At 63.2% G+C, this 15,839-nt stretch carries 12 protein-coding genes and 1 pseudogene; 1 reads left to right on the plus strand and 12 read right to left on the minus strand.

The genetic code is table 11. The features are described 5' to 3' along the window. The 12 genes and pseudogenes from FY112_RS37955 to tssA all read right to left on the minus strand — a co-directional run. Window positions 1–673, minus strand: a pseudogene (locus FY112_RS37955) (type VI secretion system membrane subunit TssM); the annotation flags it as partial. Continuing rightward, entirely contained in the window at window positions 670–2,202 is a 1,533-nt protein-coding gene (gene tssL / locus FY112_RS21180) for a type VI secretion system protein TssL, long form (protein ID WP_151519199.1), read from the minus strand. The pseudogene FY112_RS37955 and the gene tssL, both read right to left, overlap by 4 nt. After that, window positions 2,199–3,539 (minus strand): type VI secretion system baseplate subunit TssK, encoded by a 1,341-nt coding sequence (gene tssK, locus FY112_RS21185; protein WP_151519200.1) that lies wholly within the window; start codon window positions 3,537–3,539, stop codon window positions 2,199–2,201. The genes tssL and tssK overlap by 4 nt, the downstream gene beginning before the upstream one ends. Next, on the minus strand, window positions 3,529–4,725 hold the full coding sequence (locus tag FY112_RS21190; protein WP_151519201.1) for an FHA domain-containing protein: 1,197 nt from the start codon (window positions 4,723–4,725) through the stop codon (window positions 3,529–3,531). The genes tssK and FY112_RS21190 overlap by 11 nt, the downstream gene beginning before the upstream one ends. 11 nt (window positions 4,726–4,736) lie before the next feature. After that, window positions 4,737–5,738 carry a type VI secretion system baseplate subunit TssG gene (gene tssG / locus FY112_RS21195; RefSeq protein ID WP_151519202.1) on the minus strand — a complete coding sequence of 334 codons (1,002 nt, stop codon included), beginning with the start codon at window positions 5,736–5,738 and terminating at the stop codon, window positions 4,737–4,739. Window positions 5,739–5,758: 20 nt separating this feature from the next. After that, the gene (gene tssF, locus FY112_RS21200) at window positions 5,759–7,540 is read right to left on the minus strand and encodes a type VI secretion system baseplate subunit TssF (RefSeq protein WP_151519203.1); all 1,782 of its coding nucleotides are present in this window, start codon (window positions 7,538–7,540) and stop codon (window positions 5,759–5,761) included. Beyond that, on the minus strand, window positions 7,533–8,042 hold the full coding sequence (tssE, locus tag FY112_RS21205) for a type VI secretion system baseplate subunit TssE (RefSeq protein WP_151519204.1): 510 nt from the start codon (window positions 8,040–8,042) through the stop codon (window positions 7,533–7,535). Before tssE ends, tssF begins: the two co-directional genes overlap by 8 nt. Further along, complete coding sequence (locus FY112_RS21210; RefSeq protein ID WP_151519205.1) at window positions 8,035–8,865, minus strand: type VI secretion system accessory protein TagJ; 831 nt, start codon at window positions 8,863–8,865, stop codon at window positions 8,035–8,037. The genes tssE and FY112_RS21210 overlap by 8 nt, the downstream gene beginning before the upstream one ends. Continuing rightward, window positions 8,862–10,250 (minus strand): type VI secretion system contractile sheath large subunit, encoded by a 1,389-nt coding sequence (tssC, locus tag FY112_RS21215; RefSeq protein ID WP_151519206.1) that lies wholly within the window; start codon window positions 10,248–10,250, stop codon window positions 8,862–8,864. The genes FY112_RS21210 and tssC (FY112_RS21215) overlap by 4 nt, the downstream gene beginning before the upstream one ends. A gap of 75 nt (window positions 10,251–10,325) precedes the next feature. Beyond that, window positions 10,326–11,807 carry a type VI secretion system contractile sheath large subunit gene (gene tssC, locus FY112_RS21220; protein ID WP_151519207.1) on the minus strand — a complete coding sequence of 494 codons (1,482 nt, stop codon included), beginning with the start codon at window positions 11,805–11,807 and terminating at the stop codon, window positions 10,326–10,328. Window positions 11,808–11,936: 129 nt separating this feature from the next. Further along, the gene (gene tssB, locus FY112_RS21225; protein ID WP_025397007.1) at window positions 11,937–12,461 is read right to left on the minus strand and encodes a type VI secretion system contractile sheath small subunit; all 525 of its coding nucleotides are present in this window, start codon (window positions 12,459–12,461) and stop codon (window positions 11,937–11,939) included. 57 nt (window positions 12,462–12,518) lie between these two features. Next, window positions 12,519–13,583, minus strand: coding sequence for a type VI secretion system protein TssA (gene tssA / locus FY112_RS21230; protein WP_094087774.1), 1,065 nt, complete (start codon window positions 13,581–13,583; stop codon window positions 12,519–12,521). 230 nt (window positions 13,584–13,813) lie between these two features. Here tssA and FY112_RS21235 point away from each other — a divergent pair. Continuing rightward, window positions 13,814–15,839, plus strand: a 2,026-nt coding sequence (locus tag FY112_RS21235) for an AAA family ATPase (protein WP_151519208.1), incomplete at its 3' end; no start/stop codon positions are given.

The raw sequence follows: 15,839 nt of genomic DNA on the forward strand, positions 1-15,839 counted from the left end.
GGGAACGCCGGTATTTGCGCAGCAGGCCGAGGAAACCTTCCCAGCCGGCCTTGGCGGTGCCGTTCAGATCGTCCTGCGTCGTGTAGCGGCCGGCCGTATCGATGAGGATGGCCTCGTCGGTGAACCACCAGTTGCAGTTGCGCGTTCCGCCTATCCCCTGCACCGAATTGCTGCCGAGCGCATCGCCGAGCGGGAATTTGAGGCCGGAATTGGTGAGCGCCGTCGTCTTGCCGGAACCCGGAGCGCCGAAGATGACATACCACGGCAGCTCGTAGATATAGCCGAAGCGCTTCTTGGTGATGCGGCGGAGCAGCTGCAGCGCTTCCTTGAGCCGACCGTGGATCTCGCCGACCTCAGCTTGCTGGCTGGCCGCGGCTTCTGCTTCCGCGTCCCGCTCGATACCTTCGACGAGCTGCTTGTCGCGGCGGCGGTCGCGGATGGTCGTGAAGACGAGATAGGCGAGCCAGGCGGTAAGGATGATGCCGATCAGCGTCAGCCGGGCGCTGGCGCTCGCCAGCGGCTTGAAATCGCCATAGGCGGCGAGATAGCCGTAGAACCAGATGACGACACAGATTGCCGCCACCCAGATGATCGAGATGAAGCGGCGGCCGATGAGGCCGGCATAGGCGTCCACATAGGAGCGGAGCGTATAGAAATAACTGAGCGGGTTCATCGCGAAGCGCCTCCTGCGGCAGGTGCCGTCGGTTCATCCGGCATTTCGGCCTGACGTGGTGTCGTCAAACCCGCATCGTTCAGCCGCTCGCTCGGATCGGTCAGGACCAGGATCTCGGTGCGGCGGTTCATCTCCCGGCCCTCCGGCGTATCGTTGGCGGCGATCGGATCGGTGTCGGCACGCCCCTCGGTCAGGATAGCGCCCGGCCCGGTGAAGGAGCTCAGGATTTCGCCGACCGCCTTGGCGCGGGCTTCGGAAAGGTGCCAGTTGGAGGGGAACTGCACGGTGCGGATCGGCACATTGTCCGTATAGCCCACCACCACGGCGCGGAAGTTCTCTGCGGCCAGCGCACCGCCGATCCGCTGGAGCAGATCGTGGAATTTCTGGCTGACCTCCGCGCTGCCGGTGGCAAACAGGCCGGAATTGCTGATCCGCACCAGCAGCCTGCCATTTGAATCCGAGAGTGTGACGAGCTTCTTCTCGACCTCCGGCTGGAGGAAGGCGAGCAGATTGTCGAGCCGGCTCGGCGGTTTCACTTGCGGTGGTGGCGGCGTCGGCGGCGTTTCTGCGACGACAACAGACGGCGTCTGCCGCGGCGGCTCCGGAACCTTGACCAGCACACTCGGCATATCGCGCGGCGGCAGCCTGGCGAGCCGCTCGAAGGTTCCGTCGGAGGCGCGATTGAGCGAGAGCGTGAAGAACATGTAGCCGAGCGCCAGGATCAGCGTCAGAAGGGAAAGAAGTGTCCAGATCGCGGCAGCGGTGCGCAACGGCTGATGCCGGGCCGAAACGCCCTTCCAGTGGGGAGAAAGCTCTCGTTCGAAGACGCCGTACTGGCCAAGCAGCGTCTTGTAAAGGCCGTCGCGGATGCGGCCGAGCTCCAGCCCGCCGCGCGGTGAAACGCGGGTGCGGCCCTCGAAGGCAAGCGACAGGCAGAGATAGATGAGGAGAAGCAAGTCCTTGTTGGCGCCGGGGCTCTGGTGGAAATGATCGAGCAGGTCGAACACCCGTTCGCCGCCGGTCACGTCCATATGGAAGGTGGAAACGAGACCCGAGCGGGCCCAACCGGCGCGAACGCCCCAGGCCTTGCTGAGCACGACATCGTCGACTGTCGCGCAGACGACGTAATGGGCGGCGCGCGCTCGTTCGGGGCTGATGCGGGCGCTCGCCAGATCGCGTTCGTAGCGGCCGACGGCTTCGATTGCCACCTGGCGCAGTTCGTCGATATCAGGCTGTTCTTCCGTGTAGCGCAGGGCATGGGCGAGGTTGAGGAGCGGTGCGGCCGAGCGCACCAGGGTCGGCACGTCTTCGGCTCCGAAGCGAAAATCCCGGACGAGCGTTTCGACGGACGCTGCGCCCTTCGGAAGCGATCCCGCCGGCGTCTTTCTGCCCTCGCCTTCCGGAAAGTCGAGGACGTCATCCAGCATCTCCGCCATCTTGCGGGCGGATTGCTTTTTCCGAGTGCCGTCCTCGGTGAGTTCGACGATGGTCGGCAGGTTCTGCCAGGTGGAGGCGGGTTCGTTCTTCATTCTCTAAGGGCCCACAGTTCTATTTCGAGCCCGGGAAAATCGCCGGCGAGATGCACGGCGATGGCGCCCGAAGTGTCGAGTTGTTTCCAAAGCGGGTTCTTGGTGTCGAGTTCGAAATAGATGGTGCCGGAGCGATAGGGGAGCTGGCGTGGCAGCACCGGCAGCGGGCGGACGGGGATGCCCGGCAGCGCGACATTGACGAGGTCGGCGATGCGCTCGACCGGGCCGATCTTGATCTGCGTCGGCAGCTTGCGGCGCACGTCTTCGGCCGGCATCTCGGCCCGGACCGCCAGCACGAAGCCGGCATCTCTCAGCAGCGAACGGTCGTTGATCGTACCGATCCTGACGCCATGCCGGCGTTCGGCGAGCTCGATCGCCACGGCCGCCTGTTCGAGCACGGATGACAGCGAGGCGCGCAGATCGTCGAAGACGGCCGCGAATGTCGCCTTCAGGTCGTCGTGGCGGTAAGGCGGGAAGTCGCTCGCGCGCTTGCGGTCGGTCGTGAAGGTGGCGAGCTCGCCGGCAAGCTGGATGCAGGTCTCGTAAAAGACCATGGGGTGGATCCGCGTCGCATTCGCCGAAATGTGTTTCAGCATCGGATCCGCGCGGTTGAGCATCTGCAGCAGCAGATAGTCGCCGACCTCCGCGGTTCCTCGAATGGTGGGATCGCCGATCCGTTCGGCGATGGCCTCCGCGCGGTGGCGCACGATGCCGAGCAGCTCGGTGATCAGCTCGCTCAGCCGCGCAGCAGCCGTACAGTTGAGGCTCGGCACGATGTAGTCCGGATCGAGGATCACCGCCCTGTCGGAACGCACCTCGATGATACGGGCAAGTCCGATGAGCTCGTAGCCTGCGAGCTCATCGCCGGTCCTCAGATATCGCAGGCTGAGACGGCCGACATCGATCGGCGCCATGAAATCGGTCTCGACATTGGCATCCGGCGCTTCGTAGGGCGAAGCGACGAGCCGAACGCTGTTGCGCGCAGCACCGCCGTTCAGCGCCACATCCGCCTTGCCCGGCTGACGGGAAGGAAGTGCGAGATAGACGACCGCATTCTTGGTGTTCTCGTCGAGATCGAGCGGCGGCGGCAGGTCGGTATCAACAGGGGCTTCGAACGGCGTTCCGTCCGGCAATACGCCGCGCAGGTTCGACAGCGCGAATTGGCCGATCGCCAGTGCGCCGCGGTCGATGCCGATCGCCGCCACTCCCCAGGGATAGGGGGAAAGGCCGTGCGTCGCGCTGCGCACGAGCCGCTCGGTCCAGCGGTCCGCCTGCTGAAAATGCTGCACGCGAAGGAACATGCCTTCGCTCCAGGCCACCCGGTTTTCATTCCTCATGATGCGCGTCTTTTCCTTCCTGCCCGTCTTGCGGACGAGGCACTGCCTGGGTGCCGTTCACCGCCCCCGTCATTGCGTGGCGAAACACGTCCTGGATCGACCGGCTCTTGCCGTCCTGTTCGAATTGTGCCCGGTAGGCGCGCCAATAGGCCCGGTCTCGGCCCCAGGGCAGGCGCCAGGCCCCCGTCTCGACCCGCGCCTCCAGCATGCGCGGTTCCAGCCGGCCCGCTGCCTGAACGAGAGCCTCAAGCGCGAAATTGAGGTTGAGCTGTTGCCCGAGCAGGGTTTCGATGCGGGCAAAAAGCGCTTCCTCCCTGCTGGCGGCAAGGAAAACCGGCTCGCTGGCGGCGGGTGGCACACTCATCTCGAAAACGGCATAGCTGTTCTGGACAGCCTCCTCGAGCCGGGCAAGCAGTGGCTCCAGGCGATCGGCGAAGGCTTCGGGCCGGCCGATCGTCAGTGCCGGAAACGCCTCGGCCTCCGGCTCCGCCTGCGGATCGTTGTCGCCGACGATCTCGATCACCGGGGCTGGCTGGCGCTGAGTGATGGGCGCGGAAACATGGATGGCGGAACCATGTTCCAGGTGGCTGCCATATTCGGTCTCTTCCGAATTCCAGTCCTCCGGCAGAAGCTGGGTGACTGAGCGGATCTCCGGAGGGCCGCTCCAGCCAATCTCGACATTGCGGGATGAGGCCGTCGCTTTCTTGCCGCCCGTTTCGGGAAAAGCCCAGTCATCGCTCGCACGCTCGCCAAGGATGCCGTTTGCGGTATGACCGCCCGGAGCGATATCGGCCAGGATGGCGGAGATGGTCAGCGGTTCGTCGCTCAGCACGAGACCGGCATCGGGATCCTCGATCTCGCGGTCTTTCTCGCCTGATATGTGGATGGAAAAGGCAAGTCCGCCCACCTCCAACCGCGACCTGTCGGAAAGCCGCACGATCTGGCCTTCATGCACGGCGACGCCATCGACCCGGGAGCCGTTTGCGCTCTGGTCGCGCAGCAGGAAGCCTTCGCGGTCGCGCTCGATGATGCAGTGCAGCTTCGAAACGGAGCGCCGATCCTCCGGCAGCCGCCAGTCGCAATCCGGTGCCCGGCCGAGCGTTCGCCGGCCACGTTCGAAGAACCATTTCGACTGGCCTGCTGGCGCCGTCGCGTCACTGGTGATCTCTTTCAGTTCAAGCCGCATTCCTCGTCTCCTCACCGCGCCTGAACCGACAGGCGCTCGACGATGACTGCATCGCCGCTGTCGCTTGCAGCCGGCGCAACCCTCGCCCAACTGTTCCAGCCAAGGCGCGGCGGATCGCCCGCCTGTCCGAGCTGGCAGAAGGGAACGTCCTCCTTCTTCAGGATCGCCTGTATGTCGAATTCGAGCGCCGCACCGACATAGAGCCGCGTCAGGGCGAAGAGCTCGGCGATCGCGCGGCCGCCCGGCGCGAGCGAGAGGTAATCGGCATAACCGAGCGGACCGATGACGATGCGAAAGCCGCCGCTGAAATCGTGGATCGCCGCACCTGCCGTCGCATTGACGCCAAGCTGGACGCCCTGCGGCTGGCCCATGCGGCTGCGCTCCTCGATCGGGATGGTCAGCCAGCGGCCGCGGAACAATTCGATCTCCACCGGCAGGCCACTGAATTCGCAGAGCATAGCGCGGAGATTGACGGCATTGCGGTTGCGCGCGGCGAAGAAGCCCGAGAAACGCAGGATGAGTTCCTCGTCGACGCCGCTCTTTTCGACGAGACGCTTGGTGCCGAAGCCGGTCAGCGACAGAAGCGTTGTGACGAAGACGTTGTTTGCCCATGTGCCGCCCCAGCGCAGCCGCCTGGCGATACGGTATTTCTCGCAGGCGTCAGTGAAGAGTTCCGCCATCCGCGCGCTGAACATGTCGAAGAAGCCCGCCAGCGCCCGCGACCTATTGCGCTCTTCGCGCATGACGAGGTCGTTATAGGCCGACGGCATCGAGCCGATCGCCCCGACGAGACCGGCAAGCGCACTGCGGACGGCGGCGCCGCCGCCCTTGCGCTTATATCCGCTGACGGCAAGAGGCGCCGGCGAGACGCCGACATGCAAGGCGACATCTAGCCGTCCTTCCCCCACTGAAGCCTGCGCGACGCGAAAGGCCGTCACCGGCTCGAAGCGGCCGGGGTCGCATTCGAGCAGATCGGCAAGGGCGTCTGGCTTACGGGCGGTCGGAAGATCCATGGTTTATTAGCGATCCTTCCTTAGAGAAGCGGGCGTTCGGCGGCGCGTGCCGGCCACCGGGCGATCGGCCTCGATTGCCCCTTCATCCCAATGGTGAGCCGGGTGAAGCTGTTGACCGAGGTATAGAGACTGAAGAAGCGGTCGAGCACGCTGCCGAACAGGAAGGCCGAGGGCCGGTCGATGGCGGCCGGATCGAATTCAAGCGCGATCTCGGTGCCGGGCACCATGCCGCCGCTGCCGAGACGGGCGGTCGAATTGCCCGCCTTGATCCTAACGAGCGCATCGACGAATTGTTTGGTCTCGGGGCTATCCCGGAAGGCGTAGAGCGACAGGATATCCTTCAGTGCCGCACCGTCATTGTCGAAGAGCGACAGGTGATTGAGGATGAGATGCGACATCAGCCGCCAGTTCCGCCCTTCCTGATCGTTCATCCTGACCGACGGCGTCGGCGGAATCAGGGCTTCGACGCTAGCGACCGCCTCATGGCCGGAGGCGAGCTGCAGGAATGGATGGCCGCCGCCGAAGGGAAGCTGTTCCGGCAGATCGCGGTTGAGGCAGAGCGTATCGACGCTTGCGACCGCATCGACGGGACCCATAGAGCGGCGCTGCCTGTCGACGAAGGCGATGTCCATGTCGCTGGTCCTGTCGTCTTCGTCGAAGCGGCGATAGGCCTGCCAGTAGGTTGCGCTCGTGCCAGCCCGTTGCGACCGTCCGAAGAACGGCTGGCAGAATTCCTCCTGGCCGCGCGATCCGGTCAGCAGAACCCGGTCGATCGAATAGATCTCGCGGGTCTTCTGGCGGCGCGCATCCGGCAGGAGGCGGTATTCCGTGCGGGTGCCGTCGATGGCGATCGGCTCGCAGACCTGGCGAAAGAGGTTGACGACGGGCGTTGCATTGAGCGCGAAGTCGCGGACCGAGACTGCGCGTTCGAGCTTGGCGTCACTTTCCCCGAGGTAGACGAAGAGCTCCAGCGTCTCCCCCCGCCACGCATCGAGCCCTTCGATGTCGAGGAAGAGAAATTTGCGTGGCAGAGCGAAAAATTCGGTCAGCAGCCGGTAGCCGATGAAGCTCGGCGCCGGATAGGGCAGCATGGCCTCTTCAGGTTCGAAGCCGACCGGTTTGAGATTGCCCGCCGGCAGGAAGACCGGCGAACGGTCGTCCGCATGTTTGGCGAGCGCGATGCCGAGCGTGTGATTGGCAAGCAGTTCGTAGATCGCCACCGCCTGCTGCCAGGGAGACGGAATGTGCAGGCGCAGCCGGCTCATGCCAAGGCCGCCGAGCGGCTTTCGGGCATCGAGGCTGCGGATGGACAGCCTGAGGCAACCGGCAACGCCGGCATAGGGCGAAAGCGGCGCATTGATCGGCTGGCCGGAAAGTTCAGCACCGGTGATTTCGATCGGCGCGATCTCGACATCCTGCGTGGTGCGGAAGCGGCAAGCTTCCCCTCGCACCGGCTCGGCCAGGACTTCCGTATGGCGTGGCACGGTCTGGACCGAGGCGAGCGTGTCGCTCGGGCGGAACTTGACGATGCTCATCGAGGGCAGCGGCGCCAGATAATGAGGGTAGAGCGTTTCCAGGAGGCCGTCGGTCAGTTCGGGAAACTCGTCGTCCAGCTTCTGGCGGACGCGGGCGGCCGAATAGGCGAAACTCTGGATCAGGCGTTCCACATGCGGGTCGTCGGCGACGTCGCCGGTCATGCGCAGGCGGCCGGCGATCTTCGGGAAGGCATCGGCAAAACGCGCGGCCCGGCGGCGGAGCGCCAGCAATTCCTCATTGTAGCGGTGCAGGAAACCTTCAGCCATGCGCCGCCTCCACGAGGAAGCGCTGGGTCGAGGGATCGATGGTCGACTCGAAGCTGATCGGCGGCATGCCTTCATGCAGGCGGAACGTCGCCTGAATACGCATGCGCAGCGCCCGTTCGGTCATCGTCCGGCTCTTCAGGATCGTCACCCGCACATCGGACAGCCGGGTTTCGAAAAGCGCAATCCGTCGCTCGATCGCTTGCGCCAGCTTAAGCTTGGCCTGGTCGGTCATCAGATTTGCCGAGACGACGCCGTCGACGCCATAGCTCACCAGCGCGTCCTTGAGTTCGGAAAGTGCCGCTGGTGGTGTGGCCGGGCAGCGCCGCGTGTTGAGCAGCGCTTCGAGATCGCGGCGGATCGCCTCCCTGACGTCGCGGACCTGGTCGACGAAGCTTATCGGCGGATCGACGGTGCGATCCGGAGCCTCGTCGATCAGCCTGTCGAGGATCGAGCGGGCAAGAACGCGGTCGCGCAGCCGGTAGCGTTCAAGGGGGTCAACCATGCGCGACCTGCCTGCCGGCAGCCGTTGCCGGCACGATCTCCAGACTTTGGGTGTCATGGAAGGAAACCAGTTCGTCGCCGGCGAGGTAGCAGCGCTGGCCGCGGCCGGTGGTGATGCTGGTCGGCTCCTCGATCCACTCGGTCTCGCGGCCAAGCCTGAGCGTCGCATCCTTGCCGGTACCATGATAGACCGCCGGGAGAAGCACCGACGCGGCTGCGCCGTCGATCAGGGAGAGCTCGGCGCGGCGGAAGGCCAGATCGCGCGGACGGGCAATCGGCTCTATAGAGAGGGCTGCGATCTTGGAAAAATCGATCCAGAGATAGCCGCCGCCGGTCATGATGACTTCCAGGGCATGCGGTGTCCGGTCGTCGAGATCGCGGAAATCGGAGACCGCCCTGCCGTTCCAGATCAGCGGGCGCTCGCCCCTCAGCTTCTCGAGTGCATCGAGCGTGGTCCTCGCCTCATCCGCATTGTCGTCGCGATGGGCGATGCCGAGGCGGACGGCGAACTTGTCGAGTTCGCTCGGCCCCTGTGGAAATTCCGGCATGGCGCCGCTTTCGAACCAGGCGTCGCGCGCCGCCATCGCCCGAAGCTCGTTGCGCAGCAAGGCGAAGCCCATTGTCGCGTCGGGTGAGAGGGTGGCCGCAAGACTGCACTGATTGTCCGCCCGCTGGTAATCGCCGGCAAGCACGAGAAGATCGATATAGAGATGCCGCGCCTCCTGATCCGAGGGCTTGACCTTCAAATGCGCCTTGACCTGCTCGATCGCGTCATCGAGGGCATTGTCGCTGAGCGATTGGGCGATGCTGGCGGAAAGCGTCATGCGGACATCCTCTCGGGTATGGCAACGGGGCGGCTCAGAATCTGGCCCGTGGTCGCGGTCTCGGCGATGAGATGGAAGCTCGTGGCAACGTCATCGAGCTGGAAATGCGGCTGTAGCCGGACGGTACAGGAGAAGCTGCCGGGCTTGCCCGGAATCTCGGCGACGCTGATGCCGGCCGAGCGCAGGGGAAAGCGGGTACGCAGCGCGATGTCGGCATCGTCGTTGCCGAGCGTATAGGCGGTCAGCCAGTCCGCCAGCTTCCGCTCGATCGAGATCGCATCCGCAAGCTGGCCGATTTCGTCGCGCATGATGACCTTGAGATAATGCGAGAAGCGCGACGCGCAGAGCACATATTGCAGCATGGCGGCGAGGCGGGCGTTCTGGCGTGCATGCTCGTTGGAGTAGTGCGGCGGCGCATGTAGGGACTGATTGGAATTGAAAATCGCCGAAGAGGAGAGATAGGTGGTCGCGGCAGGGATGATGCCGAGCTCGCAGAGCTGCTGTTCCTGGCCGCTGGTCAGATGGATTTCCACCGGTGCCTGGGCTGATAGTCCGTTGCTTTCTGTGCCGAAGTCATAAGGCGGCAGTTCCGCTGTGCTCAGCAGGCCACCGTCGACGGCATCTTGCGTGACGCCGCGGATATCGGCGAACCAGCCGGAATCGATGAAATTGCGGATGATGACGGTCGCAAAAGCGAAAGCGGCGTTGCCCCAGAGAAGCGAACTGCCATCGCTAGCGATGCTTTCGCGGAAGGGAAAGCCGTCGTTGCGATTGCGTGCATGAGGCGTCAGCGGCGAGCGCATCAGGATGCGCGGCGCGACAAGTCCGAGGAAACGCGAATCCTCACGCGCGCGCAGACCGTTCCAGCGGATGCGGGCCGTCTCATTGGCAAGCCAGGAAAAGTCGTTGATCCGGTTCAGTTCGTGAAAGTCTTCAAGCCCGATCGCCAGCGGCGCAGCACCTGCGACGAAGGGGCAGAAGGCGGCGGCCGCCACCATGCCGATCTGCGACAGCGTGCTGACCGGATCGCCGCCGGTGGGATCAGCCGGAGAAAGATAATAGTCGCCGACCAGCAGACCGAAAGGTTCGCCGCCCGGCATGCCGAACTCGCGGCTATAGATCAGTTCGAACAGGTGGCTTTGGTCGAAGTCGCTGGCACGCTCCATGCTCCGCGTGAGCTCGCTCCAGCTTACGCCGAGAAGCTTGACCTTGACCTCGCCGCTGCGGCTTGCCTCGCGCACGAGCATGGCAAGGCCACGCCATCTCGCCTCCATCGCCTGAAAATCGGGATGGTGGAGGATGGCATTGACTTGCTTGTTCAGCGCTTCGTCGATCAGCGTAATCAGCTGATCCGCCCGGCGCCGCCATTCAGTGCTGGAACCCATCGTCAACCTGACACAGATGTTTCGAACGCAAGGTCCAAGCGCGGCGGCAACCCGCCGCGCTTGGACCCGCTTTCATCAGTTCTTCGAGGGAATCCGGGCGACCATGCGCAGCGAGGTGGTCAATTCCTCCATCTGCAGCCACGGGCGCATCCAGGCGACGGCGTTGTAGGCGCCCGGCCTGCCGGGGATTTCCTGAACGGTGACTTTTGCCTCGCGCAGCGGATATTTCGCCCGCGACTCTTCGCCGGCGTCGTCATTGGCGTTGACATAGTTGGAGATCCAACGATTGAGCCAGGCCTCGCAATCCTCCGCTTCCATGAAGGAGCCGATCTTGTCGCGGCCCATGACCTTGAGATAATGCGCGAAGCGTGAGGTCGCCATCATATAGGGCAGACGGGCTGAAACGGCCGCGTTGGCAGTCGCCTCGGGCCGATCGTAGAGCTTCGGCTTATGTGCGGTCTGCGCCCCGAAGAACACGGCATAATCGGTATTCTTGTAATGGCAGAGCGGCAGGAAGCCGAGTTTGCCGAGTTCGGCGTCGCGGCGATCGGTGATGCCGACTTCCGTCGGGCACTTCAGGTCCAGATCGCCGTCGTCGCTCGAGAAGATGTGCATCGGCAGCCCTTCGACCTTACCGCCGTTTTCCGCCCCGCGAATGGCAGTGCACCAGCCGTTTTTGGAGAAGGCCTCGGTGAGACGCGTGCCCATCACATAGGCTGCGTTCATCCAGCAGTAGGAACCGTGCGAGAGCTCACCGGTCTTGGAGCCGCCGGTTTCGTCGAAGTTGAACTCCTCGATCGGGCTGGTCTTCGGGCCGTAGGGCATGCGGGCGAGCACACGCGGCATGGCGAGCGTCACGAAGCGGGAATCATCGCTGTCACGCAGGCTCCGCCACTTTGCGTATTCAACCGTCTCGAAGATCTTCTCGAGATCGCGGGGTTTTGCCAGCTCCCGGAAATCCTCGAAGCCGAACATGCGCGGGCTGGCGGCGGAGATGAACGGGGCGAAAGCGGCTGCGGCAATCATCGAGACGCCCTGCAGAAGCTGGACGTCGTCGAAGCAATTGTCGAATTCGAAATCGCCGATCAGCGCGCCCATCGGTTCGCCGCCCGGTGTGCCGAACTCGTCTTCATAGACCGACTTGAAGAGCCGCGACTGGTCGAATTCGACGGCCTTTGCCAGATCCTTGGCGACATCGCGCTTGGATGCATTGAGCACGCGGATCTTCAGATTGGCGCTGGTCTCGCTGTTCTTGACGAGATAATTCAGGCCGCGCCAGGCGCCTTCGAGCTTGGTGAATTCAGGCGACTGCATGATGGCCGCGAGCTGGCTTGATATCGCCTTGTCGATTTCGGCAATGGCATTGTTCAAGGTGATCGTCAGGTTGCGATCATAGGTGACGGTGCCCTTCAGGGCTTGATCGGTAAGAGTGCGCAGAAGGTCCTGGGCACGGTCGGGCTCGGTCTGGCGGGTTGCCGCAACGACCTTCGAGAGCAGGTTCTCATCAGGCGCGAAGCCTACTTCTTCCTTTGTTTGCAATTGCGTTTCGGCGGTCATCTATCGATCCTTTTTGCGAAAGCGGCGGCCCTCGAAGCATGAGGGGTTCCTTCAAAAGGGGCCGCTGCCGGACAACGACTCTTCAGGAATGGAGCGCGCGGGCCGCGATCGGTCCGCGATCCCGGGCACTTAGTTCAATGCGTCCTTGGCCTCTTCGGCTTTGTCGCCGCCAAGCTGGGCCACCAGCTGCGAGAGATCGGCCTTGTTCTGCAGGATGTCCTCGAGCAGACGTTCGAGCTCCTCGGAGCGGTCCGCCTTGCTCATCAGGTCGCGCAGCTGGTTGCGTGCGTTGAGCAGGGCCTTTAGCGCCGGCACCTGATCGACGACCGCGCCGGGTTCGAAATCGGCCATGCTTTCGAATTTCAGCGAAACGGGAAGCTCTGTTCCGTTCTTCTCGAGGGTGTTCTCGACCGACAGGGTCAGGCCCGGCGTCATGCGGCGCATCACGTCGTCGAAGTTGTCGCGGTCGATCTGCACGAACTTGCGCTCGCCGAACGGCTTGAGCGGTTGCGTGGGATTGCCGGAGAAATCGCCGAGCACGCCGACGACGAAGGGCAGTTCCTTCACCACCATCGCGCCTTCGGTTTCCACTTCGTATTTGATGTGGACCCGCGGCTTGCGAACCCGTTCCAGTTTCTCATGCACACTTGCCATCGAGATTCTCCTTCGTCTCATCGGCGGATTGTCAATTGAGGATGCTGCGGCGGGCCGCTACCCCCCCTTGTCGGTTACGGGCTGGATACCGGCTGCCGTCAGCACCGCATTGCGGGTGTTTTGTTCGGGCAGAAGTTCGGCAAGAAGCTCGGAAAAATCCATGCGGCCGCGACGCACCAGCGTCTCGATCGACATGGAAATCGGTGAATGGGGCTCCGCGCGGCGGAAATAGCGCGCAACGGCGATCAGAAGTTCGAAGGCCTCTTCTCGCGAACGAATCGTCTCGGCGCTGACAGGGCGTAGGCGGATAGCCTCGACCCCATCGGTGTCGCTTGCCTTCAACGGCTCGGATCCGTGCGAGGCAAGGGCTTGCGGAGCGGCGAGCGGCGCTTCGATCCCGGCGAGCATCCGGATCGCGGATGCGGCCTCCTGCAAAACATTGCGTGTATTCGAACTCGGTGGCGCCTGGTCGCCGCAGTGTAGGTCAAGTATTTCGACCATGCGATCGAAAGCGGCGATGCACTCCGTCAGCACGTCGAGATAGGCTGACATCTGAGCGACACCGGCTTCTGCCGCCGCCTGCTGCAATTCCTTGCGCCGTTCGGTTTCGTTCGGCCGCTGCGAAAGCTGGAAATCCCAAAGCGAAAATTGGGCGAACTTTCCGTCCGGGATCAACGATGTCAAACGAATAGCCTGGATCAGCGTTCCTTCGCCGCCGACGCCGTTCAGACCCGCGAAGGGCGCGAACCGTTCCTCGAAGTCACCATCGCCGATCGAGTGCAGAGCGTCGAAATGCTTGTCTAAAAGCGACACGGTTGCGATATAGACATCACGCAATCCTGAGAACCCATGCAACCGCAGCTGCGCTTCCGTCAACCATGCCAATACTTCGATGTCCTTGCTCCTGGAAGAAAGGATTTGCAATCCAAGATTGCTAACATCGTGCCAGGCAGGCGCAAGTCCAATAGTTTCGCCAGGGACAATACTACGTTCGGCTGTACGCGCGGCGTTTCTCGCGTCTTTAATCTTATAGTATATTTCACGCGAGACAGTATTGATCCGCACGTTTTCTCCGCACGGGCGATCTTTTTCAAGTGGATCTATAATTTCTCGAACGTTCACGCGGTTAAATTCCTAAAAATGCAGAGAATACTGCCGAGAATGGCTATTTTGGGCGGCTCATATTGGCTTGTCAACCACAGAAGGATGATGACGGATTTATGACGACTTTCGATATGCTCATTTTTCAAAATAGAGTCGTTTTTCTTCTGGACAAGGGTTTATGAGCGCCCTAGTTGTTTCTTCGCATCACGAGAGCGTACTGAATTTCGACGTAAAGACAGGACTTGCGGATGTCCCATATCGATCTCAATCGTCTGATAAGAGCGCTTGAGCCCAATCTACGTGTCGGTCTTGAGACAGCGGCTTCGCTTGCTGTACGGCATCAGCATGCCGTCGTGGATATCGCCCATTGGCTTCGCTCCCTTCTTGATATTGCAGAGTTTTCAGCCGTTTTCGAAGAGCTCAAGCTCTCCTCCGAGATACTGAGGACGGAGCTCGACGCGGCGATCGCCGACATCCCGCGGGAAGATGGCGCCTCGCTCGCGCTCTCCCCGAACCTGCTTGCCCTCGGACGGGAATCCTTTCTGGTTGCATCGCTGCAATGCGGGCGGAATGTCGTACTGCTGGCCGATCTGCTCAGCGCGCTGATCAACGAGCCGGCATTGCGGGCGGTTACGCGCGGCATTGCCCCGTCCATGCGCAACCTGGACAGAGCGATACTCGACAGCTTGCTGGAGACGGCGGCGCCAGGCCCGACGGGCGAACTTTCCGTGCCCGCCGCCTCGTCTGCGAACTTCTCAGGGGACAATGAATTCCTGCGGCTCTACACCCACGACATGACCGCGGACGCCCGCGCGGGCCGTACCGACCCGGTCATCGGTCGCGATCGCGAGCTGCGGCAGTTGATCGATATCCTGATGCGCCGGCGGCAGAACAATCCGATTCTCGTCGGCGAGGCGGGTGTCGGCAAGACCGCGGTGGCGGAAGCATTGGCGCTGGAGATCGCCGCCGGCAACGTGCCGGACCGGTTGAAGGACGTGAAGCTGCTGCTCTTGGACCTGAGCCTGCTGCAGGCAGGCGCCGGCGTCAAAGGCGAGTTCGAACGGCGGCTGCATGGCGTGGTCGATGCGGTGAAGACCTCGCCCGAACCGATCATTCTGTTCATAGACGAGGCGCATGGGCTGATCGGCGCCGGCGGACAGGCAGGGCAGGGCGATGCCGCCAATATCCTGAAACCCGCTTTGGCGCGCGGGGAACTGCGGACGATCGCGGCGACGACCTGGAGCGAATACAAGCGCTTCATCGAAAAGGACGCCGCACTCACCCGTCGTTTTCAGACGGTGCATGTTCGCGAGCCGGACGAAGAAGCCGCCATCCGTATGCTGCGCGGCGTGGCGGAAGGCCTGAAAACCCATCACAAGGTTCGCATCCGCGACGAGGCGATCGTTGCGGCCGTCCGGCTTTCTGCGAGATATCTGCCGGACCGGCAGCTTCCCGACAAGGCAATTAGCCTGATCGACACGGCTGCTGCTGCAGTGGCGCTTGCGCGCCAGACGACGCCGGAGGCGCTGAAGCTGCTCGCCGACGAGCGCGATCTTCTGGAGACCGAGGCGAGCTGGCTCGCACGCGAACCGGAGACGCCGGAAAAGCGCGCCCGGCTCGGCGAAATCGCAGGCAAGCAGCAGGAGATCGTCCTGGAGATCGATACGCTCCGGTCGAAATTCGACGAAGAAAACCGGCTCGTCCGGGAGGCCGACCGGCTGGAGGAGTTCTTCTCGCCCGACGAGGCCGTCGTCCCGCTGGCGCCGACCGACAAGACCGGCGACGGCACGAATGTGGCGCCTTTCCCGTCGCAGGCCATGACGGCTGAAAGCGCGCGCGCTGCACTTGCGGTAACGGAACGGAGCCTGGCGACAGTGGCGGATCAAACGCCTCTCCTGCCGCGCGTCGTCGACAAGGAAATCGTTGCCGCCGTTGTTGCCCGCTGGACCGGAATTCCCGTCGGCAAGCTGCTGTCGGACCAGATCGAGACCGTCAAGACGCTCGATGCCCGTCTGAAGGAGAGGGTGCTTGGTCAGGATGCGGCGATCGAGCGGATCGCTTCGGCCATGCGGGCCGCCCGTGCCGGGCTTTCCGATCCGCGCCGGCCCCCGGCCGTCTTCCTGCTGGTCGGCATGTCCGGCACCGGTAAGACCGAAACTGCGCTTTCGCTCGCCGACATGCTCTATGGCGGCAGCCGGTATCTCACGACCATCAACATGTCCGAGTTCAAGGAGGAGCATAAGATTTCCATGCTCCTCGGTTCGCCTCCTGGTT

It is taken from the genome of Rhizobium sp. PEPV16, assembly GCF_008919455.1.
GTDB lineage: Bacteria > Pseudomonadota > Alphaproteobacteria > Rhizobiales > Rhizobiaceae > Rhizobium > Rhizobium leguminosarum_Q.